20 protein-coding genes and 4 tRNA genes are annotated in these 22,485 nt (G+C 61.0%); 7 read left to right on the plus strand and 17 right to left on the minus strand.

Features of this window, described 5'->3' with window-relative positions:
* Position 1 precedes the first annotated feature (1 nt).
* Positions 2–1,474: a leucyl aminopeptidase gene (locus GO499_RS06720; protein ID WP_161861482.1), complete on the minus strand. Its 1,473-nt coding sequence runs from the start codon at positions 1,472–1,474 to the stop codon at positions 2–4.
* A gap of 147 nt (positions 1,475–1,621) precedes the next feature.
* Here GO499_RS06720 and GO499_RS06725 point away from each other — a divergent pair, with 147 nt between their 5' ends.
* Genes GO499_RS06725 through rsmA form a run of 6 tightly spaced genes read left to right on the plus strand, consistent with a single transcriptional unit; the run spans position 1,622 to position 9,060 of the window.
* On the plus strand, positions 1,622–2,740 hold the full coding sequence (locus tag GO499_RS06725; protein ID WP_161861483.1) for an LptF/LptG family permease: 1,119 nt from the start codon (positions 1,622–1,624) through the stop codon (positions 2,738–2,740).
* The gene (gene lptG / locus GO499_RS06730; protein ID WP_161861484.1) at positions 2,737–3,837 is read left to right on the plus strand and encodes an LPS export ABC transporter permease LptG; all 1,101 of its coding nucleotides are present in this window, start codon (positions 2,737–2,739) and stop codon (positions 3,835–3,837) included. The genes GO499_RS06725 and lptG overlap by 4 nt, the downstream gene beginning before the upstream one ends.
* The gene (locus GO499_RS06735) at positions 3,837–5,960 is read left to right on the plus strand and encodes an LPS-assembly protein LptD (RefSeq protein ID WP_161861485.1); all 2,124 of its coding nucleotides are present in this window, start codon (positions 3,837–3,839) and stop codon (positions 5,958–5,960) included. Before lptG ends, GO499_RS06735 begins: the two co-directional genes overlap by 1 nt.
* A 37-nt stretch (positions 5,961–5,997) precedes the next feature.
* Positions 5,998–7,236 carry a peptidylprolyl isomerase gene (locus tag GO499_RS06740; protein WP_161861486.1) on the plus strand — a complete coding sequence of 413 codons (1,239 nt, stop codon included), beginning with the start codon at positions 5,998–6,000 and terminating at the stop codon, positions 7,234–7,236.
* 7 nt (positions 7,237–7,243) lie between these two features.
* On the plus strand, positions 7,244–8,230 hold the full coding sequence (gene pdxA, locus GO499_RS06745) for a 4-hydroxythreonine-4-phosphate dehydrogenase PdxA (RefSeq protein WP_161861487.1): 987 nt from the start codon (positions 7,244–7,246) through the stop codon (positions 8,228–8,230).
* The gene (gene rsmA, locus GO499_RS06750) at positions 8,227–9,060 is read left to right on the plus strand and encodes a 16S rRNA (adenine(1518)-N(6)/adenine(1519)-N(6))-dimethyltransferase RsmA (RefSeq protein ID WP_161861488.1); all 834 of its coding nucleotides are present in this window, start codon (positions 8,227–8,229) and stop codon (positions 9,058–9,060) included. Before pdxA ends, rsmA begins: the two co-directional genes overlap by 4 nt.
* Positions 9,061–9,099: 39 nt before the next feature.
* Here the strand turns inward: rsmA and GO499_RS06755 are convergent, their stop codons facing one another.
* Genes GO499_RS06755 through prfA form a run of 3 tightly spaced genes read right to left on the minus strand, consistent with a single transcriptional unit; the run spans position 9,100 to position 11,811 of the window.
* Positions 9,100–9,966, minus strand: a complete 867-nt coding sequence (locus GO499_RS06755) for a DUF4167 domain-containing protein (protein ID WP_284154913.1) — start codon at positions 9,964–9,966, stop codon at positions 9,100–9,102.
* Positions 9,932–10,759, minus strand: a complete 828-nt coding sequence (gene prmC, locus GO499_RS06760; RefSeq protein WP_161861489.1) for a peptide chain release factor N(5)-glutamine methyltransferase — start codon at positions 10,757–10,759, stop codon at positions 9,932–9,934. Before prmC ends, GO499_RS06755 begins: the two co-directional genes overlap by 35 nt.
* The gene (gene prfA / locus GO499_RS06765; RefSeq protein ID WP_161861490.1) at positions 10,756–11,811 is read right to left on the minus strand and encodes a peptide chain release factor 1; all 1,056 of its coding nucleotides are present in this window, start codon (positions 11,809–11,811) and stop codon (positions 10,756–10,758) included. The genes prmC and prfA overlap by 4 nt, the downstream gene beginning before the upstream one ends.
* A 146-nt stretch (positions 11,812–11,957) precedes the next feature.
* On the opposite strand from prfA, the gene GO499_RS06770 reads away from it, so the two are divergent.
* A complete protein-coding gene (locus GO499_RS06770; protein WP_284154914.1) occupies positions 11,958–12,263 on the plus strand; it encodes a hypothetical protein in 306 nt (101 codons plus the stop codon).
* Here GO499_RS06770 and GO499_RS06775 read toward each other — a convergent pair.
* From GO499_RS06775 to yghX, 13 genes are all read right to left on the minus strand, one after another.
* The gene (locus GO499_RS06775; protein ID WP_161861491.1) at positions 12,228–12,725 is read right to left on the minus strand and encodes a DUF1499 domain-containing protein; all 498 of its coding nucleotides are present in this window, start codon (positions 12,723–12,725) and stop codon (positions 12,228–12,230) included. The genes GO499_RS06770 and GO499_RS06775 overlap by 36 nt on opposite strands.
* A 1-nt stretch (position 12,726) precedes the next feature.
* Positions 12,727–13,860, minus strand: coding sequence for a flavodoxin-dependent (E)-4-hydroxy-3-methylbut-2-enyl-diphosphate synthase (ispG, locus tag GO499_RS06780; protein WP_161861492.1), 1,134 nt, complete (start codon positions 13,858–13,860; stop codon positions 12,727–12,729).
* Between the two features lie 79 nt (positions 13,861–13,939).
* A complete protein-coding gene (locus GO499_RS06785; RefSeq protein WP_161861493.1) occupies positions 13,940–15,067 on the minus strand; it encodes a helix-turn-helix domain-containing protein in 1,128 nt (375 codons plus the stop codon).
* A gap of 532 nt (positions 15,068–15,599) precedes the next feature.
* Positions 15,600–16,121: a MarR family winged helix-turn-helix transcriptional regulator gene (locus GO499_RS06790; RefSeq protein WP_161861494.1), complete on the minus strand. Its 522-nt coding sequence runs from the start codon at positions 16,119–16,121 to the stop codon at positions 15,600–15,602.
* A gap of 80 nt (positions 16,122–16,201) precedes the next feature.
* A complete protein-coding gene (locus GO499_RS06795) occupies positions 16,202–16,468 on the minus strand; it encodes a succinate dehydrogenase assembly factor 2 (RefSeq protein WP_431309887.1) in 267 nt (88 codons plus the stop codon).
* Entirely contained in the window at positions 16,465–16,878 is a 414-nt protein-coding gene (locus tag GO499_RS06800; RefSeq protein WP_161861495.1) for a helix-turn-helix domain-containing protein, read from the minus strand. Before GO499_RS06800 ends, GO499_RS06795 begins: the two co-directional genes overlap by 4 nt.
* A 193-nt stretch (positions 16,879–17,071) precedes the next feature.
* Positions 17,072–17,148: transfer RNA gene (locus GO499_RS06805), tRNA-Asp, on the minus strand.
* A 44-nt stretch (positions 17,149–17,192) separates the two neighbouring features.
* Positions 17,193–17,269 (minus strand) — tRNA-Asp (locus GO499_RS06810).
* Between the two features lie 174 nt (positions 17,270–17,443).
* Positions 17,444–17,519: transfer RNA gene (locus GO499_RS06815), tRNA-Val, on the minus strand.
* Between the two features lie 33 nt (positions 17,520–17,552).
* Positions 17,553–17,627 (minus strand) — tRNA-Val (locus GO499_RS06820).
* 366 nt (positions 17,628–17,993) lie between these two features.
* Positions 17,994–20,399, minus strand: a complete 2,406-nt coding sequence (lon, locus tag GO499_RS06825) for an endopeptidase La (protein ID WP_161861496.1) — start codon at positions 20,397–20,399, stop codon at positions 17,994–17,996.
* Between the two features lie 195 nt (positions 20,400–20,594).
* On the minus strand, positions 20,595–21,515 hold the full coding sequence (locus GO499_RS06830; protein ID WP_161861497.1) for an alpha/beta hydrolase family protein: 921 nt from the start codon (positions 21,513–21,515) through the stop codon (positions 20,595–20,597).
* A 58-nt stretch (positions 21,516–21,573) separates the two neighbouring features.
* Positions 21,574–22,467: a YghX family hydrolase gene (gene yghX / locus GO499_RS06835; protein ID WP_161861498.1), complete on the minus strand. Its 894-nt coding sequence runs from the start codon at positions 22,465–22,467 to the stop codon at positions 21,574–21,576.
* Positions 22,468–22,485: the final 18 nt, after the last annotated feature.

Here is a 22,485-nt window from a genome sequence, read left to right on the forward strand (position 1 = left end):
ATCAGCTTTCGTACTTGTCGCGGATCAAGCGGTCGAGGGCGCGGACGCCCCAGCCCGTGGCGCCCTTCGGAGCGAAGGTTGTCGCGGACTTGGTGAAGGCAACCCCGGCGATATCGAGGTGTATCCACGGCATGTCGTCCTTGACGAAACGCTTCAGGAACTGGGCCGCGGTGATCGAGCCGGCTGCGCGGCCGCCGACATTGGCGACATCGGCAACGCGGCTCTTCAACAGCTTGTCATAGGCCTCACCCATCGGCATGCGCCATGCGCCCTCGTCTTCCGCCCGCGCTGCCGCGAGGAAAGCGTCAGCCAGATCGTCATTGTTGGAAAACACACCGGCATTCTCGTTACCGAGTGCCACGATCATCGCGCCGGTGAGGGTTGCGAGGTCGATGATGCCGGAAGGATTGAACCGCTCCTGCGTGTACCAGAGCACATCGGCCAGGACGAGGCGCCCCTCGGCGTCGGTGTTGATCACCTCCACCGTGTCGCCCTTCATCGAGCGGATGACATCGCCGGGACGGGTTGCCTCGCCGCTCGGCATGTTCTCCACCAGACCGACGAGGCCGACGACATTGGCCTTCGCCTTGCGGGCGGCAAGAGCCTTCATGACGCCGGAGACGACACCGGCACCGCCCATGTCCATGACCATGTCTTCCATGCCGGATGCGGGCTTCAGCGAAATGCCACCGGTGTCGAACACAACGCCCTTGCCGACGAAGGCGAATGGCTGTTCGTCACCGCCGCCATTCCAGCGCATCACGGCCACTTTGGTCGGGCTGGCAGACCCCTGCCCCACCGCCAGCAACGTCCGCATACCGAGTTCGTGGAGTTCCGGCTCCTCGAGGATTTCCACCTCGACACCCAGTGTCTCCAGCCCCTTCAACCGCTCGGCAAACTCGATGGTCGTCAGGATGTTGGAAGGTTCATTGGTAAGGTCGCGGGTGAAAAACACGCCTTCGGCGAGGGCTGCCATCGGGACGAGGGCAGCTTGCACATCCTCCGGCTTCGTCACCATCAGTGTTGCGTCGGCGGGTTGCTTGCCCTTGCCCTCACCTGTCAGATGCGCCTCGAACGCATAGGATCGCAGGATCAGGCCGTAGCCGATGTCCGCCGCACGCCGGTGCGAACCGGCGCAGACCAGCAGGGCGTCATTTCCCTTGGCGCCGGCCAGAGCGGCACCGGCAGCGCGCGCCGTGGTTACATCGACTGACTTTTCCAGCTTCAGCACCAGCACGGCCTCGGCCTTCAGCCCCGCGGGCGCGACAAGGGCGTGGACTTTGCCAGCGCCAAGATCTGCGAAGGTATCACTGTCGGCAAAGCGTTGCAGGGCGCCCTTGGTGAGCCGATTGACCCGGCGGGCCAGCGGATCCATGCCGCCCTCTGCCGTCATGAGCACAGCGACCTTACCTTCCGTGTCGGCGATGGCTTCCAGATCGGTCTCGACGGTTTGGATGGCGATAGGCGTGGTCATGGAGTAATTCCTCGTTTGCATACAGCTGTTCGCACCTTCTTATGCCGATTGCCACGGCATTGCCAGATTGGGGTGACGCCCCCCGCGCCGGGCGCTAAGGTGCGGCGCAAATAGGGCCCGCGGGGCCGAAAGCGAGAGCCGATTAAGATGCGCCATCTCGATGGCTATGTCCTGAAACACCTTCTGCTGGCGTTTGCCTTTTTCACGGTAATCCTGACCGGGGTGATCTGGCTTGGCCAGTCTGTGCCACTGATCGACACCGTGATCGCCTCGGGACAATCCATGGTAATTTTTCTTCGCTTTTCGCTCTACGTTTTGCCGTTCGTGCTGATGATCGTACTGCCGCTGGCGGCCTTTGCCGGGGCGCTCTACGCGATCAACAAGCTGTACGGGGATTCGGAGTTGGTCGTCATGATGGCGGCGGGCCAGAGCCCGATGCGGCTCGCGCGCCCGGTGCTTCTCTACGGAGCTATGACAGCGACGCTGACGCTGATTGCCACGGTATGGCTGGTGCCGATGGGCGAGGTAAGATTATCGGCAGGTCGGGCGGCCATTCAGTCGGAACTGGCGGGAGCGTTGATCCGCGAAGGTCAATTTCTGCACCCCGACAGCGGGCTGACGATCTTCCTGCGGGAAGTATCCGATACCGGCCGGATCGCCGGCCTGTTCCTGCATGACAACCGCGATCCCGACAACCCGACGACCTATTCGGCCTCCTCCGCCCGGTTTCTGCGCGAGGGCGATCAGGCGCGGCTGATCATGCGGGATGGTGTGGCGCTTGCCTATTCGGAAGAACGGCGGTTGCTGGCGCGGGTGCAGTTCGACGAGTTCACCTATGATCTTTCCGAATTGCTGGCGGCAGCGCCGGAGATCCGCATCCGGCCGGAATCCTACGCGCTGGGCGACCTTCTCGACCCGACGCCGGAAATGCTGTCCAGTCAGCGCTATGAACTTGCGGATTACCTGGCCGTGGGGCACGAGAAGATCGTGCTGGGGCTCAATGCGCTGCTGATGCCGTTGATCGCGCTTGCCGTCATGCTGACGGGCAATTACCAGCGGCGGGGGTTTGCCAAGCGTATGGGAGCGGCAATCGTGCTGGGAGTGTTGCTGGCCGCTGCGGGCGTGGCGTGCAAATCAGTGGTGATCAGCAATGCAGGCAACTGGCCCTTGTTCTACCTTGCCCCATTACTGGCCGTGATGTTCAGCGGTTTTCTGCTGTTCCGGGCCTCCCAACCCGTGGCCAGACCACGGAGAATTGCGGCATGACGCTTTCCCGTTATCTTCTGCGCGTATTCCTGTCTCGGACGATCCTTGTCCTCGTTGTCCTGTTCTTCATCGTCGCGCTGATGATGTTCATCGAAAGCCTGCGCCGCGCCGGGCGGGCAGATGCCGGGTTCGACTTCGCCCTGAAGCTGACAGTGCTGGAAGTAGCGCCGGTGATGGCACAGGTGTTTCCGTTGGTGTTGATGCTGGGTGCACTGGCGACGTTTCAGGCGCTGTCCCGCTCCAGCGAACTGGTGATCATCCGGGCTGCCGGGGTGTCGGCCCTGCGCTTCCTGACCGTGCCGGTACTGGCAGCGGTGGTGATCGGCGTTCTGGCGGTATTATTCTTCAGCCCGATCGTGGCGCTGAGCAAGGCGGGCGCTACGGCGATGCGGGAGGAAGCGTCCCGCTCCGGTCGCAACGTGCTGTCGCTGAACGAGGATGCGCTGTGGCTGCGGCAGGGCACGTTGGAGGGGCAATCCGTTATCCAGGCAAACAGGGCAAGCGCTGACGGGCGGGTCTTGTTCAGCGTGCGCCTGCACCAGTTCGATCCTGACAACCGGCTGACGGCACGGATTGAGGCCAATTCAGCGACGCTGACACCGGATTCGTGGATTTTGCGTGGTGTCCGCCGGTGGGAACTGGCGGCAACGGCGGACGGATCGCTGGGTGAGGCGGAGCAGATCGTTGAACTGCGGGTACCGACCAACCTTTCGACGGAGCAGATCCTAGACAACTTCGCGCCACCGGAATCGGTGTCATTCTGGGCCCTGCCCGGCTTTATTCGCCAACTGGAGCGGGCAGGCTTTTCCGGGCGCAGGCACCGGCTGTATTTTCAGTCCGAACTGGCTCGCCCTGCCCTTTTTGCCGCCATGGTGCTGATTGGCGCCGGCTTTTCCCTTCGGCATGCGCGTTTCGGGCAGACGGGCGTGATGATCCTGTTGTCGATCTTCGCGGGATTCCTGCTGTATTTTTTCAAGGACCTGTCGGAGTCGCTCGGCAACAGTGGTGACATTCCGATCATCCTCGCGGCCTGGGCGCCGCCGGCGGTAGCGATCCTGCTGGCGCTTGGCTTGTTGCTGCACCTGGAAGACGGATAATGCGGACGATTCTTGCGGTAATGATCTGGCTGGCCGCCACACTTCCATCGTGGGCGCAGGGCGAGGAAGTGACCTTGCTGGCAGACCGGGTCGATATCTCGGGCAATGGTGATGTGATTACAGCCAGCGGCGCGGTGACCGTACGCTATCAAGGGCAGGTTCTGGAGGCGCGGCGCATCATCTACGATCGCGGCGCAGACCGGCTGAGGGCCGAAGGGCCGATCCGCTTGCTCACGGGCGACAACGTGATCGTGCTGGCCGATCTGGCTGAACTCGATGCCGACATGGAGAACGGGCTGGTCATGGGGGCACGTCTGATCCTCGACGAACAATTGCAGATTGCAGCGGAGAGCGGAGAGCGGATCGGCGGGCGTTATAACGGGCTGGACCGGGTGGTGGCCAGCAGTTGCGTTGTCTGCGCGGAGCGCCCGACGCCACTGTGGCGCATCCGGGCCCGGCGAGTGGTGCATGACGAGGTCGCGGAGAGGATCTATTTCCGCGATGCGTGGTTCGACCTCGCCGGTTATCCCATACTTTATCTGCCGGCGTTGCGAATTCCCGCACCGGGGGTGGAGCGTGCGACCGGCGCCCTGATGCCGACTTTTTCCGGTTCGGACATCTATGGCTACGGCGTGAAGCTGCCCTACTATGTCGTGCTGGGCGATCATGCCGACGTTACGCTGACACCCTTCATCACCAGCGAGAGAACGATCCTGCTGGAGAGCGAATATCGGCAGAATTTCCGCAGCGGGAACATTGAACTGTCCGGCGCCTTCAGCCTGACGGACGGGCTGGAGCCCGGTGAAATCCGCGGGTTCGTCGCCAACCGTGGCCATTTCGATCTGGCCTACGGGTACGACCTCGATTTTGAACTGAACCTCGTAACCGACGACGCGTTCCTACAGGAATTCAACTATTCCGACGATGACAGGCTGACGAGCTTTCTCGATGTCACTCGCTATCGCGCAAGCGATTACACGGAATTCCGGATTGCCGGCTACCAATCCCTTCGGGACGGCGAGGATGCGGGTGAAATTCCGCTGGTGCTGCCCAGTTTCGAGACACGCAAGGTTTGGGATGCCGGGCCGCTCGATGGCCGCCTGGGGGCCGGACTTGATGTGATGAACCTGGTACGGACCGACGGCCGCGACGTCCTTCGGCTGGGCGGTGGCGGGGATTGGCGCGGGAGCCATACCTTTGACACCGGCATCCAGTTCGCTGCCGTCGGCGACCTGCGTTTCGACGCCTATCATATTAGCGACGATGCCGGTTTCGACGAGGAATTCGTGACCCGCACGCTGCCGACAGTCGGCGTTACCCTGCGCTGGCCTTGGGCCCTGAACACCGGCGCGGCCACCCATGTGATCGAGCCGATTGCACAACTGGTCTATTCCGACAGCTTCCAATCCGGCGACATTCCCAATGAAGACAGCCTGTTGCCGGAGCTGGACGAAACCTCGCTCTTTTCCCTCAACCGCTTTCCGGGACAGGATGCACAGGAAACGGGCTCTCGCGCCAACATCGGCATCAACTACACAAGATACGATCCGAATGGCTGGGAAGCGTCACTTACGGCGGGACAGGTTTTTCGCGAGGAGGCCGGTGACCGGTTTTCAGTCGGGTCCGGCCTGACGGGGCTGACCTCCGATTTCATTATTGCAGCCTCTGTCGATCTGCCGCCGGGATTGGAGATGAATGCGAGCGCGTTGTTTGCGCCGGACTCGCTGACTTTCAGGCAGGGCTCGTTCGCGATCGCCTACGAGAGCGTGAAGTTCGACGTCGAGACAGGCTATGTCTTTCTTGCCGCTGACCCGCAGGATCAGACAATGAGCCTGCTGCCCGAGCGACAGGAATACCGGCTGAGTACCCGCTACCGTTTTGCGCCGCACTGGGAGTTCACTGGCGAATTCCGCTACGATCTGGCGGAGACCCGCTCTATCCTGCGCAAGGCCGGGCTGACCTATGGCAACGAGTGTGCCGAGATCGCGTTTTCCGTCTCGCGGCGGCTGGCGACTTCCGGTAACGTTCCGACATCGACCAATTTCGGGTTGAGCCTGAACCTGACGGGGCTTGGCAGTCGCTCCAACCCCGAGTGGCCTACGCGCAGTTGCGCTGTGAGATAGAGCCGGATACACCGGCCCAATGATGATGAGAGTTGCCGTGAAGAGACTTCTTGTAGCCAGCCTGCTGATCGCCCTCACCCCTTTCGCACAACCGGCGAGAGCGCAGGAATCCGGGACGCCCTATGCGCCGGTTGTCGTCGTGAACGAGAGCGTGATTACCGGATACGAACTGGAACAGCGGGCGCGGATGCTGGAAGTTTTCGGTGCGGGCGGCGATGTGCTGGCGCTGGCGGAAGAGCAGTTGATCAGTGACCGGCTGCAACTACAGGCGGCTGAAACACTGGGCCTGGAAATCGACGACGAAACCGTTGAGAGCGCGGCCGAGGAATTTGCCGGCCGACGGGAACTGACGGCGGAGGTCCTGCGCAATGCCCTCCAAGCCCGTGGCGTGGCGCCGGAAACATTCAACGCCTTCATCCGGGCGGGCATCACATGGCGCTCGGTGGTCCAGAGCCGGTTCCGCCGGCAGGCGACGCCGACAGAAAACGATCTTGATGCTGCGCTTGCGCTGGCCGACAGAGGCCTGCAGAAGAGCGTGCTGTTGCAGGAAATCGGGATGCCCTTCGCCGAAAACGGCGAGGAGGAAACGATGGACACGGCATGGCGACTTTCTCGAGAGTTGAACCGTGGCGGCAATTTTACCGGCGCGGTCCGGCGTTATTCCAAGACACCGTCGCGGGCGCGGGATGGTAAGCTTGGTTGGCTGCCGGAGACGGCGCTGCCGCCACAGGTCGCGGCACAGATCCTGGCCCTGCAGGTCGGAGAAGTGACCGCGCCGATCCCGATTACGCGCGGCGTTTCCATCCTGAAACTACTGGACGTGCGTGAAGAAGCCCGCGAATCCACAAGCGACGGGCCACTGACCGTCACCTACAGTGAATTGATCATCCCACTTTCACAGAATGCCGCCGACGGGGCCGTGAATGCGGCCCGGAACCAGGCGGAGCGCATCCGCTCGGACACGGAGTTGTGCCGAGACCTCGACCAGAGGGCAGACGAATTCGGCATTGGCAGCGGTCGCAGTGAACCGACGCCGGTTGGGGCCGTACCACAAAGCATCAGCCTGCTCCTTTCGCAGATGGACCCGGGTGATATCGAGATTCAGGAGGATAGCCGGGGTGTCGTGCTGGTGATGCTTTGCGCCCGGTCTAACGAAACCTCGCCGGAGGAGCGCGAGGCCCTGCGGCAACGGCTATTCAATCAACGTATGAACACGCTCGGACAGGGCTATCTGCAGGACCTGCGAGGGGACGCCGTGATCGAGCGGCGTTCCTGAATCCGTCATGCCAGCCCCGATCGCGTTGACGATGGGTGATCCGGCCGGAGTGGGGCCGGAACTGAGCCTAGCCGCCCACGCCCGGCTGAAAAATGGCGCACCGTTCTACCTTGTTGGCGATGTCCGCCACATGCGGGCATTGGCCGCCGGCAGCGGGCAGACGGTGGCGGCAATTACCGCGCCAGACGATGCTGCGGCAGTGTTTGCGGACGCCCTGCCCGTGCTCGACCTGCCGCTGGCCAACCCAGTAACCGCCGGAACGCCGGATCTTGGCAACGCTGCCGCCGTGATTGGCAGTATCGAGGCCGCGGTTGCACAGGTGCATTCCGGCGTGGCATCGGCTGTGGTGACAAACCCGATTTCCAAGCTGGTGCTGAGAGAGGGCGCTGGGTTCGCCTTTCCGGGGCACACGGAGTTTCTGGCCCATCTGGCAGGTGTCTCCCGCTCGGTCATGTTACTGGCAGCACCGGCGCTGAGGGTGATCCCGGTGACGATCCATATTCCTGTAAGCGACGTGCCGGCGGCGCTGACGCCGGAAGTGCTGGAACAGACGTTACGGATCGCTCATCACGCGATGATCTCCGATTTCGGCCTGCCCGAACCACGGATTGCCGTTGCGGGTCTGAACCCGCATGCCGGCGAAGGCGGGACCATGGGGCACGAGGATGCCAGTGTCATCGCGCCGGTGCTGGAGCGGTTGCGCGGTGAGGGGATGGATCTGCGCGGCCCCCTGCCCGGCGACACGATGTTTCATCCGGCGGCGCGGGCGGGTTATGATCTCGCGGTCTGCATGTACCACGATCAGGCGCTCATCCCGATCAAGACGCTGGATTTCGAACATGGCGTGAACGCGACGCTCGGGCTGCCGTTCATTCGTACGTCGCCGGACCATGGCACTGCGTTCGACATTGCAGGACGCGGTATCGCCTCCGCCGAAAGCCTGATCGCGGCGATCGAGATGGCCGCGAGCATGACCGGAATGCGTGCACGATGAGTGATGGACTGCCGCCGCTGCGGGAGGTGATCGCCGAACACGGGTTGTCGGCACGCAAGTCGCTTGGCCAGAACTTTCTGCTGGACCTCAACCTCACCCGCAAGATCGCACGGCGGGTGGGCGATCTGTCGGGTTGTGATGTGCTTGAAATCGGCCCTGGACCGGGAGGTCTGACGCGAGCGCTGCTGATGGAGGGGGCACGACACGTCGTGGCAATCGAACGCGACGCCCGCTGTATCCCGGCGCTGCAACAGATTGCAGCCGCCTATCCGGGCCGATTGACAGTGTTGGAAGGGGATGCGCTGGAGATCGACCCCCTGCCGCATTTGAACGGCCCGGTCCGTATCGCCGCCAACCTACCCTACAACATCGGTACAGAACTTCTGATCCGCTGGTTGACGCCCGAGGCATGGCCGCCGTTCTGGCAATCGCTGACGTTGATGTTCCAACGCGAGGTGGCCGACCGGATCGTGGCTCAGGCTGGCAGCAAGGCATACGGACGTTTGTCGCTGCTGGCGCATTGGCGAACGGAGCCGAGGCTGGCGTTTGAGTTGCCACCACAGGCGTTTACGCCACCGCCAAAAGTAACCTCCGCCGTCGTGCATCTGGAAGCGCTGTCAGCACCGCGTTACCCGGCGGACCGAGCAGCGCTGGAATCGGTGGTGGCCAAGGCGTTTGGACAACGGCGGAAGATGCTGCGGGCTGCGCTGAAGGGCCATTTCGCAGATCCCGAAGCGGCCCTGATAAGCGCGGAAATTGCCCCGACCGCGCGGGCCGAGGAGATCGGTCTGGAGGCTTTCTGTCGTCTCAGCGCTGTGCCGCGGAGCTAGCGGCGAGAATCGGCGGACAATGCCTGGCCGCCAGAAACCTCACTCCGACGCGGAAGCCGTCTGTTCCGGCGCAGTGGTGTCAGGTTTCGCATCTTCCTTCGGCTTGGCCGGGCGTCGCGTACGCGTGCGCGGCTTCTTGACGGGCGCGGCTTCGGCGACGCTCTCCGGCGTGTCGACAAGGCCCGACTCGGCTGTTGAGTCTTCGCCCTCGACCGACAGAGCGGAATCGGAAGAGGTGTCTCTCTTGTCGTCGGAGTTGTGCGGCTGCTGATTGTTGGAGCGCTGACCGCCATCCGGCTGATCGTTGCCCGGGTTGCCGTTGTTACCACCACCGGAATTGGCCTGCTGGCCACCATTCTGGTTTTGATTGCCGGAGTTGCGTTGCCGCTCCTCCTGCTCTTGCTGGCGCTCCGCCTGCTCGCGCATCGCCTCGCCAAGAAGGCGGGTGTAATGCTCCGAGTGCTGGAGGAAGTTTTCCGCGGCGACACGGTCGTTGGACAACTGGGCATCGCGTGCCAGTGCCTGGTACTTCTCGATAATCTGTTGCGGCGTTCCGCGCACCTTGCCTTCCGGCCCTGCGCTGTCGAAGACGCGGTTGACTACGTTGCCGACACTGCGATTTCGATTGTTGTTCTTGTTGCGTGAACGCGACTTGTTCGAAGATCTCATGAGGTTTTGATTTCTTTTTTCCGGAGCAGCCGCGCAACGCGCGGCAATCTCGTGCTCTGTTGCCCCTTTAAGGCGACAAAATGCCTGATTTTGGGTTAAGGCGCACGGACGCGGAAGAGCACATCCAGCGTCAGCACAAATACTAATAACGGTCGTATCCAGAAAAACAACAGGAAAGTTCACCGGACGTTGCGACAAAGCATCAATAGACTGCGCAGACCACGCGATCCCGGCCATCAAGGTCTTGCAATACCGACAGATCGGCCGGCCTGGTTGCCGCTACGAGGTCCGAAACGGCGTTGGCTTGCGACGGGCCGATCTCCAGCATCAGGCGCCCGCCGGGGGCGATGTGGGACGTGACGCCGCCGGCAATGGCGCGATATGCGTCCAGCCCGTCACCGCCGGGCGTGAGGGCGACATGCGGCTCCCAATCCACCACGTCGGCGCTGAGCGTCCGCATCTCTGCCGCGGAAATATAGGGGGGATTGGAGACGATCAGGTCGAACTGGCCCTCAATCGCCGTGTACCAATCGGACGCGACACACTCGCAGCGTCCGCTCACCTCAAGTGCGTCTGCGTTACGCTGCGCAACCGCAAGTGCCGCGGTGCTGACGTCGGCCAGAACAGCGGTTGCCGTTGGCCATTCCGCAAGCAAACTCAAGGCGATACAGCCCGTACCTGAACCGAGGTCAAGAATTCGGCGTGCGGGTTCCTGCAGGGCATGCGCGACAAGAGTTTCGGTTTCCGGCCGCGGATCCAGCACATCAGGGGTGACGATGAATGCCCTGCCCCAGAACATTCTCTTGCCGATGATCTGAGCGACAGGCTGATGGGCTGCGCGCGCCGTGATGAACGTAGTGAACCGCTCTTCTTCCGCCTCCGTTGTCGGCTCGGCCAGATGAAGCGAAAGGCGATCCGACGGGCAGCCGATGGCAGCAGCCAGCAGGCGGCGCGCGTCCTGCGCGGCCCCGTCGATGCCAGCGGCGACCAGGTGCGAGATGCCACTGGCTAGAAGCTGCTGCCGGTTCATGGGTCGAGTTCGGCCAGCCGGTCAGCCTGGTCTGCCGACATCAGTGCGGAAATCAGCTCATCCAGATCGCCCTCCATCACCTGATCGAGACGGTAGAGAGTAAGGTTGATGCGGTGATCGGTCACCCGGCCTTGCGGAAAGTTGTAGGTGCGAATCCGTTCCGATCGGTCACCGGATCCGACCTGGCCTTTCCGCTCCGCCGCACGGGCATCAGCCTGCTTCTGACGTTCGAGGTCGAACAGACGGGTGCGCAGCACCTGCATGGCCTGCGCGCGGTTCTGGTGCTGGGATTTTTCCGAACTCGTGACGACCATGCCAGTTGGAAGATGGGTGATACGCACGGCGCTATCGGTGGTGTTGACGTGCTGCCCCCCGGCGCCGGAGGCACGCATGGTGTCGATGCGAATGTCGGCAGCGGGGATGTCGATGTCCACATCCTCTGCCTCTGGCAGAACGGCGACGGTTGCGGCGGAGGTGTGAATACGCCCACCGGACTCGGTGGTCGGCACCCGTTGCACGCGGTGGACGCCACTTTCGAACTTAAGTTGCGCGAACACGCCTTCCCCACGGATGATGGCGACGAGTTCACGAATGCCACCAAGTTCCGTCTGTGCCTCGGAAATGATCTCGAACTTCCAGCCGCGATTCTCCGCCAGCTTGTGGTACATGCGCTGGAGATCTGCTGCGAACAGCGCGGCCTCATCACCGCCTGTGCCTGCGCGAATTTCAATGATTGCCGGACGGGCATCGGCGGCATCTCTGGGCAGGAGCGCGAGGTGCAGGGCGTGTTCCAGTTGCGGCAGGCGGCCCTCCAACGCAGGTAGTTCTTCTTCCGCAAGGGCCTTCATGTCCGGGTCGGAGAGCATTTCCCGTGCCTCCGCGATGTCTCTCACGACGGCGCGATATGCGCGGATTTCCGCTACGACGGGCCGCAACTCGGCGTATTCGCGGGATAGGTCGGCCAGCTTCGCCGGATCGAGAGGCGTGGCAAGTTGCGCCTCGACGAATGCGAAGCGGTCTTCGATCTGGGAAAGTTTCTCGGCGGCAATCATGGCGGACAGCCATGGCCCCTGCCGCAGGAATGGTCAAGCCATTGGCGTGTCGGATGAATGCAAATTGCGGGTCCGCACGGCGGCCGCACAGCAAACCCGTAGGAAGATGCGACCAATTTTGCTATTCTCGTCACATGATTTTCAGAGTGATCCTCTGTGCGGCACTGGCCGCCATGACGCAGTCAGCCTCTGCGGAAGAGGCGAAGGAAGTTTTGCCGGACGCGACCGTCCGAATTCAGGCCGAAGCCCCGCCTCTGCGCAAGATCGACTGCTATTGTACGGACCGCACAGGCGGGCGGAGGGAAATGGGCGAACTTGTCTGCCTGGATGTTGGCGGAAGGCGCTTCCTCGCACGGTGCGAGATGTCGCTCAACAATCCGATGTGGCGTGAAGTTTCCGACACTTGCGTCAGTGCCTCACTCGGTTCCCTCGAAACTCTCGATCGAGGCTAGCCAGGCTTCGACACGCGCCTTGTTCACACCCATGTCGGAATGGCCGAAACGCGAACGGGAATAGATCGCAAGTGTCGATGTCTGTGTGTCGGCCAGATCGTAGAATTGCACGGTGATATAATCCGGGAACGCCAGTGTTTCCGAACGTTGTACATAGGTGATCCAGCCCGCTTCCACAGACCCGGCGACACGTTCGACGCGCGGCTGTTCCATCACGAATGTATCGAAAGCTTCGGCAAGGCTGGCCGCAGGAACAGCGTATGTCGGCAGTTCCATGTCGATCGGCTGATCGGTAATGACACTCGGCGCGGCGCGGAAGGAATTTGGCGTCGGCGATTGCGGAACCGTGCGCGGGTCGACATGCCAGACAGCCGGATCATGTGGGACCGTGCGGATGAAGTAAACGCCATAGCCGGTGATCGCGAGAATTCCGACAAGGATGACGATAAGCATTATGCGCATGTTATTCGGCTGCCTCTGGTGATCTTGCCGCGGCTGCTTCGATTGCGGCCGCCCTTTCCTCTACCAATTCAACTATGTGATCGACCAGTTGGTTGTTGTCGAGTTTATGGTCCTGTTGTCCTGCGAGATACACCATGCCATGTCCGGCACCGCCCCCCGTAAAGCCCACATCAGTCATCAGCGCCTCTCCCGGTCCATTCACCACGCAGCCGATGATGGAGAGCGACATGGGCGTTTTTATGTGCTCCAGCCGTTCTTCGAGGACCTCGACCGTCTTGATGACATCGAAACCCTGGCGGGCGCAGGATGGGCAGGAGATGATGTTGACGCCGCGATGTCGAAGGCCAAGGGACTTCAGAATTTCAAAGCCGGCCTTCACTTCCTCCACCGGGTCTGCCGAGAGGGAAACACGCAGCGTATCGCCGATTCCCATCCACAAGAGGTTACCGAGGCCAATAGCCGACTTGATTGTGCCTGATTTCAAGCCGCCAGCCTCTGTGATTCCCAGATGGATCGGCTTGTCCGTCGCATCTGCAAGCCCCTGATAAGCGGCAACGGCCATGAAGACGTCCGACGCCTTGCAGGATATCTTGAACTCGTGGAAATCGTTGTCTTCCAGCAGGCGGATGTGGTCTAGCCCACTCTCGATCATCGCCTCCGGTGTGGGCTCCCCGTATTTTTCGAGCAAATGCCGCTCCAGACTGCCGGCATTTACGCCGATTCGCATGGAACAGTTATTATTACGCGCCGCCTTGATGACTTCCCGCACCCGTTCGGGGCTGCCGATGTTGCCGGGATTGATCCGCAGGCAGGCGGCACCGGCTTCGGCTGCTTCGATGCCGCGCTTGTAGTGGAAATGGATGTCAGCGACGATGGGAACCGGGCTTTCGCGGCAGATTTCCTTCATCGCCGCTGTCGAAGCCTCATCCGGGCACGAGACACGGACGATGTCGGCGCCGGCGTCGGCGGCAGCGATGATCTGATCCAGCGTTGCCCGTACATCATGTGTCGAAGTGTTGGTCATGGTCTGCACGGAGATCGGGGCACCACCGCCGACGGGCACCGAACCCACGTGGATTTGACGGCTTTCGCGACGATAGATGTTGCGCCACGGACGTATGGAATTGAGCGACATCGAAAAGCGTCTCCCGACGGGTACAAGAATTGAGCCCGTGATAGCGTTGCCGGCCGGGATTGTCACCCGGATAGCAAGCCTATTCGGCTGCAGCCGCTGCTGCCAGACTGGCCTGCATCACGTCCGGAATTTCAGTGAGTTCCTTGAAAGCGTCGGCCACGTCGCCGGGCAGCATCGAGACATTCTTGGCCACGCCGGTGCCGGAGCCTATCGGTCCGTAAAGCTTCTGATTGACGGCAAGATACACCGAACCGGCATTACCCGCGCGTATCAGGGGACCATCTGTGTCGGCCGGCAGCGTGTACATCTCGCCGGTTTCCAGAATCTTTTCGAACAGGATTGTACCATCCTGCTGATAGACCCGGACCCACGCGGGACGCTGCGCGATAACGGCGATCACTGGCGTTTCCGGTTCCACCCGAACCTGCGGCGTCTCGACTTCCTGTGCCGCTGCACGGGTTTCCGCGAGCTGCGATCCGGCGGCTATACCATCAAGTGGCCGGCTGCTGCGGTTCGCAACGGAGACGATCGAATTGGGATCGATTTCCACGATCGGCCCGTCGCGCGGAGTGAATACCGGGGTCGCAAGCTCCTCGGGCTCATACATCCGTTGCAAGCTCTGATCGCGGCGCGTGTTGCCGAGCATCGCATGGTCATCCGGCAGGACATTCACCGTGCCTTGCCCGGGCGCCACGATCTCGGTGACGTCGGATATGGCCTCCGGGCGCTGATCTATCGGGCGGATGTCAACGCGCTGGATATCACGCAGAACGGCCATGCCGCCGTAACCAAGACCACCGATCAGTGCAAAAAGAACCAGAAGAGAACCGAGCGCTGAAAAAGAAAAGTCACTGAACCGGCTCGCCTGAGCCGTCACGCTGGACATGACGGGACTGAAGAGGGGATCCTGCCGGTCGACGCGCACCGGTCCCGAAAGAACCTGCTGTCCGCCCGCCCGCCGCTTTTGCGGTGTCAGCTCCGCGTTGACCCCGGAGAAGCCGCTTTCGACAGAGAAGCGTTGAAAGACCGCTTCCGGATCGAGGCCAAGATAGCGCGCGTAGGAGCGGACGTAGCCCGCGACGAAACCCTTGTTGGGGAAGACGTCAGTGTCGCAGTTCTCGATTGCAGCGATATAGGAAGCCTTGATGCGGAGATCGCGCTGAACGTCGAGCAGCGACTTGCCGAGAGTTGCGCGTTCACCGCGCAATTCATCTCCGAGCCTGACCTCAAACGAGTCAAACCCACGAATTTCGGCTATGGACGACACACTGTCCATGGATCCTGAAAGACCCTTTCTGCTCTCACTGCCTGCTTGGGCACCCTGCCCAGCCTTCCCACCGTGACCGCGAATCGACTGGCCCCGGATAATTATTAGTTTCTAACAACGTAACATGGAATGCTGGATGTGTTGAGCCAAGTTTCGTGCCGAATGGTGGCGCTATTTGCGCCATAGACGTAATTTTCCCACGTTTTTTTGGCTGCGCGGTCTTTCGCCGCCCTGCATCGAAGCAGGTCATGATGTGCGGGATTTCGATAAGGAGGGATCATATTGAGCCAAAAACGGTCCGTATGCCCGGTCGACATTCAAGCAAAGTCAATGAAATCGGAGCGTGATCATGGGAGAGCGGAAGCAGTCTCGTCTCGCCGCATGGCCAGTTGCATGCACTGATCTGAGACTGATCGTGGCACCACAGGCGTAGCTACACCGTGAGTCCGGCCATCATGCGCCTCGCATCGGGTCAATAGATGTAGCGAATCTGATCAGTCCAGTAACGTTCCAAACGCCGGAGCGACTCGTTGATAACAGTCAGCCTCACATCGCCCAGTACATTGCGTTCATCGATCCCCACTGCGTGCCGGGCAAAGAGTTCTGACACTATGCGGCAGACTTCCCTGCCCTTTTCCGTCAGCCGCACCCGGACGGCACGCCGATCGACGCTGCATTTCTGGTGATGCATGTATCCGGCATCAACGAGTTTCTTCAGGTTGTAGGACACGTTTGAGCCCTGATAATAGCCGCGTGTCTTGAGTTCACCGGCCGTAACCTCATTGTCACTGACATTGAAGAGCAGCAGTGCCTGGACCGCATTGATATCGAGAAGGCCCAACCTCTCGAATTCATCCTTGATCACATCCAGCAGAAGCCTGTGGAGACGCTCCACCATTGCCAGGGTTTCAAGATAGCCGTTCAGAAACTCGTCATTACCGTCGGAAGAAGAAGCCGACGGCGTCAGTGCGCCTTGCTCAACAGGCCTGTTCATCTCATCTCTCCGTCTCGTTTCCGAGAGGGTTTAGACGCCAATTCAAAACAACAGGTTAAAGCAAGGCAATTAGCCGGATTTCATGGCAAATTATGAAAATGCCTTATCATCTCCAGCGCCTGCACGTGCTCTGGCGGCGCGGGCTCCCGGCGGCTGAACCAAGCATAGAGCGACTGGTCTTCCTCCGCGATCAGCCGCTCATAAGAGGCCAGCGCCTCCGGATCGAGTTGGTGCAACTCGACATCGGCAAACCGTCCGAGGATCAGGTCCATCTCTTTCGTTCCACGGCGCCAGCTTCGCAGCCGCAGGCGCTTCAGCCGATTTTCCGGCGTTTCCTCCAGAGTCACGCCAATTCCTCGGACCGCCTGCGCAGGCGCTTCTCCAACCGGGCGAGCCGATTGCTCAGTGCCGTTTGCGCCACGCGAATTTCACGCATTTCGTCCAGAACCCGACCGATTTCCTCATCTTCCTCGTCCGGAGAAAGCTGGCCCGGCCCCTCGCCTACGCCGCTCATCACCCAGATGATGGAGACATTCAGGATACCCGCCAGCATCTGGAGCTTGTTCGCGCGTGGTTCGGCCCGGTCCTCTTCCCATTTGACGAGGGTCTCGGTTTTGATGCCAAGCCGGCGGGCAAGTTGCGAGGGCGTCATCCCCAGCGCTTCGCGGGCGGCGGTTATCCTGTCACCGAACGTCGATGTGTCGTCACTGAAATCGGCATGGCCATCTTGTTCAGGTACATCGAAGGGGTCTGGCATTGGAAAACGATCCTTTCTTTCCGCACGAAATGCGTCAATTCGGTTTTTCTGCCCGTGGGTTATATCCGAGGTCGGCGCTAATTGACAGTATGACCGGCACAGCGCCTGAGGCCCGAGGCGCCACGCCAAAGCAGATTTTGGCGACCGGCAAGCTGTCGCGACCGGCTTACAAATCGGAGAAAATCGTAGGAAATGGCGCGGTTGACGGGGCTCGAACCCGCGACCTCCGGCGTGACAGGCCGGCACTCTAACCAACTGAGCTACAACCGCAGCGGTGCGGTGAGCGCCAGAGCCCGAGGGCTCGACAGCAGCAGTGGCGCGGTTGACGGGGCTCGAACCCGCGACCTCCGGCGTGACAGGCCGGCACTCTAACCAACTGAGCTACAACCGCAGCTGCTGCGCTTTCGCGTGGGCCGTTTCTAGGGATGGCGCACGGGGCCGTCAAGCGGCTTTCGGCACTGGCCGGGAAAAAGTACTCATAGTCTTCACGGTCGCTGACCAGTGAAAAGGAAAGCGCCCGAAAGGTGCGTGCAATTCTTGGTAAATGGGCATCGCAAGGGGGCGGTGGTGGGTGATGAGAGACTCGAACTCCCGACATCTTCGGTGTAAACGAAGCGCTCTACCAACTGAGCTAATCACCCGGACCGTGCCCGGCCCGGCTCGCGCCGGGTATGTGGTGGGTGATGGAGGATTTGAACCTCCGACATCTACGATGTGAACGTAGCGCTCTACCCCTGAGCTAATCACCCTTTCGGAGCCTGCCTGATACTGGCTGAAGGGAGTGAGTGCAAGAGTGTTGTTGGCGGTTTTTGTCGGACGCCCGACTTCCGTTCCGGACCGGTCGTACCGACCCTTTGGTCAGAGTTCGCGCTGAACTGCTATAGCCGATGTGGATAGTTAAACGAAGGGTCAGCCTTTCGAGTTCTCAGGTAAGATTATGCCGAAGGAAACAACGCAGAGAGCTATCGGCTCTGACTGAAACATATGGGACGCGGATTAAAAACCTTTTCCTGCTAGCGATCACGGAACAGGAAATATGAAAAGCCGTCCCCGTAAACGGGAATGGCTTTCCGACCGGAGAATGGGCGAGCCAGACTGACCCGCCCTATCCTGCATCAATGAGCCGCGTGGCCGCCGAGCCCCGTGTCCGACTTGGCTGCCGCCGCCGCCGCTGCCTCCGCAGCCTCGTCCCATTCGATGGGTTCCGGCTTCTTCGTCAGTGCCTTGGCCAACACCTCTGTCACGTCGCCGACCGGTATGATTTCCAACCCGTTCTTCACGTTATCGGGGATGTCCCGCAGATCCTTCACATTGTCCTTCGGGATCAGCACCGTGGTGATGCCGCCCCGCAGAGCCGCGAGCAATTTCTCTTTCAGCCCGCCGATGGGCAGCACGTTGCCGCGCAAGGTTACCTCGCCCGTCATCGCCACGTCCCGTTTTACCGGAATGCCGGTCAGCACGGATACGATGGATGTGACCATCGCGATGCCGGCAGACGGGCCGTCCTTGGGCGTAGCCCCCTCCGGAACGTGAACATGGATGTCCACCGTCTCGAACATCGGCGGCTTCAGCCCGAGATCCGGAGATTTCGACCGCACGTAGGACGATGCCGCCTCGATACTCTCCTTCATCACGTCGCCGAGCTTGCCCGTCGTCTTCATGCGGCCCTTGCCGGGCAGCTTGAGAGCCTCGATCGACAGAAGATCACCGCCGACTTCCGTCCAGGCCAAACCGGTGGTGACGCCTATCACATCCGCTTCTTCGGCCAGACCGTATTTGAAACGCCTGACGCCGAGGAAGTCCTCGAGATTGTCAGAAGTCACGACGACCTTCTCCGCGGTACCCTTCACGATCTTCGTCACGGCCTTACGAGCCAGTTTCGCAAGTTCGCGTTCGAGGTTCCGCACCCCGGCCTCGCGGGTATAGTAGCGGATGATGTCCGTCAGCGCTTCGTCGGCGAGTTCGAACTCCCCGCTCTTCAGACCGTGGCCCTTGAGCTGTTTGGACAGGAGGTGCTGTTTTGCGATTTCTGCCTTTTCGTCCTCGGTGTAACCCGACAGAGAGATGATCTCCATCCTGTCCAGAAGCGGACGCGGCATGTTGTAGCTATTGGCCGTCGTCAGGAACATCACGTTGGAAAGATCATACTCGACCTCGAGGTAGTGATCCATGAACGTGTTGTTCTGCTCCGGGTCCAGCACCTCAAGCATCGCCGACGCCGGATCTCCCCGGAAGTCCTGCCCCATCTTGTCGATTTCGTCGAGCAGGATCAGCGGGTTGATCGTCTTGGCCTTCTTCATCGACTGGATGATCTTGCCAGGCATGGAGCCGATATACGTCCGACGGTGGCCACGAATTTCGGATTCGTCGCGGACACCACCAAGCGAAATGCGGATGAATTCCCGGTTCGTTGCCTTCGCCACGGATTTGCCGAGGGAGGTCTTGCCGACGCCCGGAGGGCCGACGAGGCAGAGGATCGGGCCACGCAGCTTGGAACTGCGCTGCTGAACGGCGAGATATTCGACGATCCGTTCCTTGACCTTCTCCAACCCATAGTGATCCCGGTCGAGGATCATCTCCGCATTGCCGAGATCCTTCTTCACGCGGGAACGCTTGCCCCACGGGATCGAAAGCATCCAGTCGAGGTAGTTGCGTACCACGGTGGCTTCAGCGCTCATCGGGCTCATGTTGCGCAGCTTCTTCAACTCCGCCTCAGCCTTCTCTTGCGCTTCCTTGGACAGCTTGGTCGAGGCGATCTTCTCCTCGTATTCGGAGGCATCGTCCGATCCCCCCTCGCCGTCGCCCAGCTCGCGCTGGATCGCCTTCATCTGTTCGTTGAGGTAGTACTCGCGCTGCGTCCGCTCCATCTGCGTCTTGACGCGGCTCTTGATCTTCTTCTCGACCTTGAGCACAGACATCTCGCCCTGCATCAGGCCGTAGATCTTCTCCAGCCTTTCGGCAACGTCGGTGGTTTCGAGCAGTGCCTGTTTCTCTTCCAGCCGCACGCCGAGATGGCCGGCGACCGTGTCAGCCAGCTTTGCCGAACCTTCTGAGTCCGCCACCGCCGCCACGGCCTCTTCGGGGACGTTGCGGTTGAGCTTGGCGTAGCGTTCAAATTCCTCGCTGATCGAGCGGGACAGCGCCTCTACGGTTTCCGGATCGCCCTCGGTTTCCTCGATCAACTCGGCATGCGCTTCGAAAAATGAGTCATTGTCGAGAAACTCGGTTATCCGGGCACGCTGGCGGCCTTCGACCAGCACTTTCACGGTGCCATCCGGCAGTTTCAACAATTGCAGGACATTGGCGAGCACGCCGGTCTCGTAAATGTTCTCCGGCGAGGGATCCTCCTCGCTCGCGTCCTTCTGGCTCGACAGCAGTATCTGCTTGTCATCGCGCATCACCTCTTCGAGAGCACGGACCGATTTATCGCGCCCGACGAAGAGGGGCACGATCATGTGCGGGAAGACCACGATATCGCGGAGCGGCAGGACTGGGTGGGTAACACTGCTCAATTCGGTCATTTCTCTATCCTTTTCTGCAAGGTGCCACTGTCCCGCACGCGGCAACATGGGGGCACCCCCTTATCCGGTTCTACCAAATGTACCCTGATTGCCTGCAATTCAAGGCATGGAAGCGCTTCGGACAAGACTAAGCCCGCGTGGCAACGGGGTGCAAGGCACGTTTGCAGGGAATGCAAATGCGTCTGTCGAAAATCTTCAGGATTGCTGGTGTATCCACTCGGCGACATGAACAGCGATGCCGGCGTCGATTGGCAGTTTCATCTGCTCCGCATATCCGGCGAAACCGTCATCGGGGCCCGCAGTGCGCAGAATATGCGAAAGGCCTCGCAGCTGTATATGGTTCGCGGTCGCACCGATCATACCCGCGATCCGCTCTCCGTCTTCCGGCGGACACTGGATGTCGTGTTCGGCGGACAGGACCAGGGTCGGCCTGGTAACCGCACCGAAGAGTTTCGCGTGATCTATGGCGAGATGGTCGCGCAGGTTCCGCTTCGAAAGGCCACCGATGGAGGCGTTGGCTCGTAGCGGGCGCTGGCTTTTAAGTTCGGCGATCAGCCTGTCCTGCCGTGCTTCGACCGTGCCGAAGATTCTGAGCATCAGCCGTGTCAGCTTCCCGCGTAGACCCGGCATGGTGGCGATGGACTCAGCCATGGCTCTCCCCTGATTGCGGAGGACCGTCTCCATCGGCGTGGCGAACGGGCAGAGAAGGATCAGGCCAGAAACCTCGGCCGCCGGGATTTGAGGAACGACCACGGTGCCTTCGCTGTGACCAAGGACGAATGCATCCGCAAAACGGCCCTGTTTCACAAGCCATGCCAGACAAGCGCGGGCGTCTGCTACGAGGTCGGACAGGCCATGGCCCCGGTAACTGCCGGTGCTGCCAAAGCACCCCCGCTTGTCGTAGCGCAGGCTGGCGATACCGGCGTCTGCCAGTTGTCGGGCGAGCGTATTGAAAATATCAAGATTGTGCTTCGGCGGTACGTTCTCATTTCGATCAAGCGGACCGGAGCCATGGACCATCAGCACGACCGGCCACTGATCCTCACCCTCCGGCAAGGCCAGTGTTGCGGCAAGCGCTACATCGCCTGCCGCAATGACGTGTTCTTCCTCACGCATCTGTCGCCTCCATGTTCACTGGATCGTGGTGAAGGATCAGATGCAGGTGAGACTATCGTCAGGCAAGATATTTCGCGAAATGGGCTAGTGTCCGCTCCCATGCGAGGGTTGCCGCATCTTCATCGTAGCGTGGCGTGGTGTCGTTGTGGAAACCATGGTTTGCCCCGGCATAGATATGGGCCTCGTAGGTCTTGCCGTGTTCCTGCAGCGCCGCCTCGTAGGCCGGCCAGCCGGCGTTGATGCGTTCATCAAGTTCACCATAATGGATCAACAGCGGCGCCTCGATCGCGGGAACGTCGGCTGCATCGGGTTGACGTCCGTAGAATGGCACCGATGCGCCCATTTCGGGATAGGCGACAGCCAGCGCGTTGCAGACACCACCGCCATAGCAGAAGCCGACGGCTCCGACCTTGCCGGTACTTCCCTCGTGGCCCAGAAGAAATTCGAAGCCGGCAAAGAAATCCTGCATCAGCTTGGTACTATCCAGTTGCCGCTGCAGTTCACGGCCTTCGTCATCAGTTCCAGGATAGCCTCCGAGAGGCGAAAGCCCGTCCGGACCAAGGGCCAGGTATCCGGCCTTGGCTGCGCGGCGCACGACATCCTCTATGTAAGGATTCAGACCTCGGTTCTCGTGGATGACCAGCACCGCAGGCAGGGGGCCGGTCGCACCGGCGGGTTTGGCCATCAGTCCGCTGATGGTCCCGTGGCCCTCCGGGCTATCATACTCGACCGTCATCGTTTCGATGTCGGGATCATCCGGCGGCACCTGCTGGGCGAGAGCGTAGTTCGGCTGGAGGCTTTCGAGCACGGCTGCCGCAGTGACGCCAGCGGCAACATACTTGCCGGCGCTGCTGAGAAAATCACGCTTGGTTATCTTCCCGTGGACGTATCCGTCGTAGAGTTCGAGCAGGCGCGGATGGAAGTCACTCGCCTTCTTGCGTGGCGCAGACATGTCGTCACTCCTTGGTTG

The sequence above is a fragment of the Algicella marina genome (genome assembly GCF_009931615.1).
Taxonomy (GTDB): domain Bacteria; phylum Pseudomonadota; class Alphaproteobacteria; order Rhodobacterales; family Rhodobacteraceae; genus Algicella; species Algicella marina.

What these genes read in the sequence shown, in the direction of transcription:
- GO499_RS06720 (WP_161861482.1), bottom strand. Translation starts at nt 1,474, where the DNA reads ATGACCACGCCTATCGCCATCCAAACCGTCGAGACCGATCTGGAAGCC.
- GO499_RS06725 (WP_161861483.1), top strand. Translation starts at nt 1,622, where the DNA reads ATGCGCCATCTCGATGGCTATGTCCTGAAACACCTTCTGCTGGCGTTT.
- lptG (WP_161861484.1), top strand. Translation starts at nt 2,737, where the DNA reads ATGACGCTTTCCCGTTATCTTCTGCGCGTATTCCTGTCTCGGACGATC.
- GO499_RS06735 (WP_161861485.1), top strand. Translation starts at nt 3,837, where the DNA reads ATGCGGACGATTCTTGCGGTAATGATCTGGCTGGCCGCCACACTTCCA.
- pdxA (WP_161861487.1), top strand. Translation starts at nt 7,244, where the DNA reads ATGCCAGCCCCGATCGCGTTGACGATGGGTGATCCGGCCGGAGTGGGG.
- rsmA (WP_161861488.1), top strand. Translation starts at nt 8,227, where the DNA reads ATGAGTGATGGACTGCCGCCGCTGCGGGAGGTGATCGCCGAACACGGG.
- GO499_RS06755 (WP_284154913.1), bottom strand. Translation starts at nt 9,966, where the DNA reads ATGGCCGGGATCGCGTGGTCTGCGCAGTCTATTGATGCTTTGTCGCAA.
- prmC (WP_161861489.1), bottom strand. Translation starts at nt 10,759, where the DNA reads ATGAACCGGCAGCAGCTTCTAGCCAGTGGCATCTCGCACCTGGTCGCC.
- prfA (WP_161861490.1), bottom strand. Translation starts at nt 11,811, where the DNA reads ATGATTGCCGCCGAGAAACTTTCCCAGATCGAAGACCGCTTCGCATTC.
- GO499_RS06775 (WP_161861491.1), bottom strand. Translation starts at nt 12,725, where the DNA reads ATGCGCATAATGCTTATCGTCATCCTTGTCGGAATTCTCGCGATCACC.
- ispG (WP_161861492.1), bottom strand. Translation starts at nt 13,860, where the DNA reads ATGTCGCTCAATTCCATACGTCCGTGGCGCAACATCTATCGTCGCGAA.
- GO499_RS06790 (WP_161861494.1), bottom strand. Translation starts at nt 16,121, where the DNA reads ATGAACAGGCCTGTTGAGCAAGGCGCACTGACGCCGTCGGCTTCTTCT.
- GO499_RS06800 (WP_161861495.1), bottom strand. Translation starts at nt 16,878, where the DNA reads ATGCCAGACCCCTTCGATGTACCTGAACAAGATGGCCATGCCGATTTC.
- lon (WP_161861496.1), bottom strand. Translation starts at nt 20,399, where the DNA reads ATGACCGAATTGAGCAGTGTTACCCACCCAGTCCTGCCGCTCCGCGAT.
- GO499_RS06830 (WP_161861497.1), bottom strand. Translation starts at nt 21,515, where the DNA reads ATGCGTGAGGAAGAACACGTCATTGCGGCAGGCGATGTAGCGCTTGCC.
- yghX (WP_161861498.1), bottom strand. Translation starts at nt 22,467, where the DNA reads ATGTCTGCGCCACGCAAGAAGGCGAGTGACTTCCATCCGCGCCTGCTC.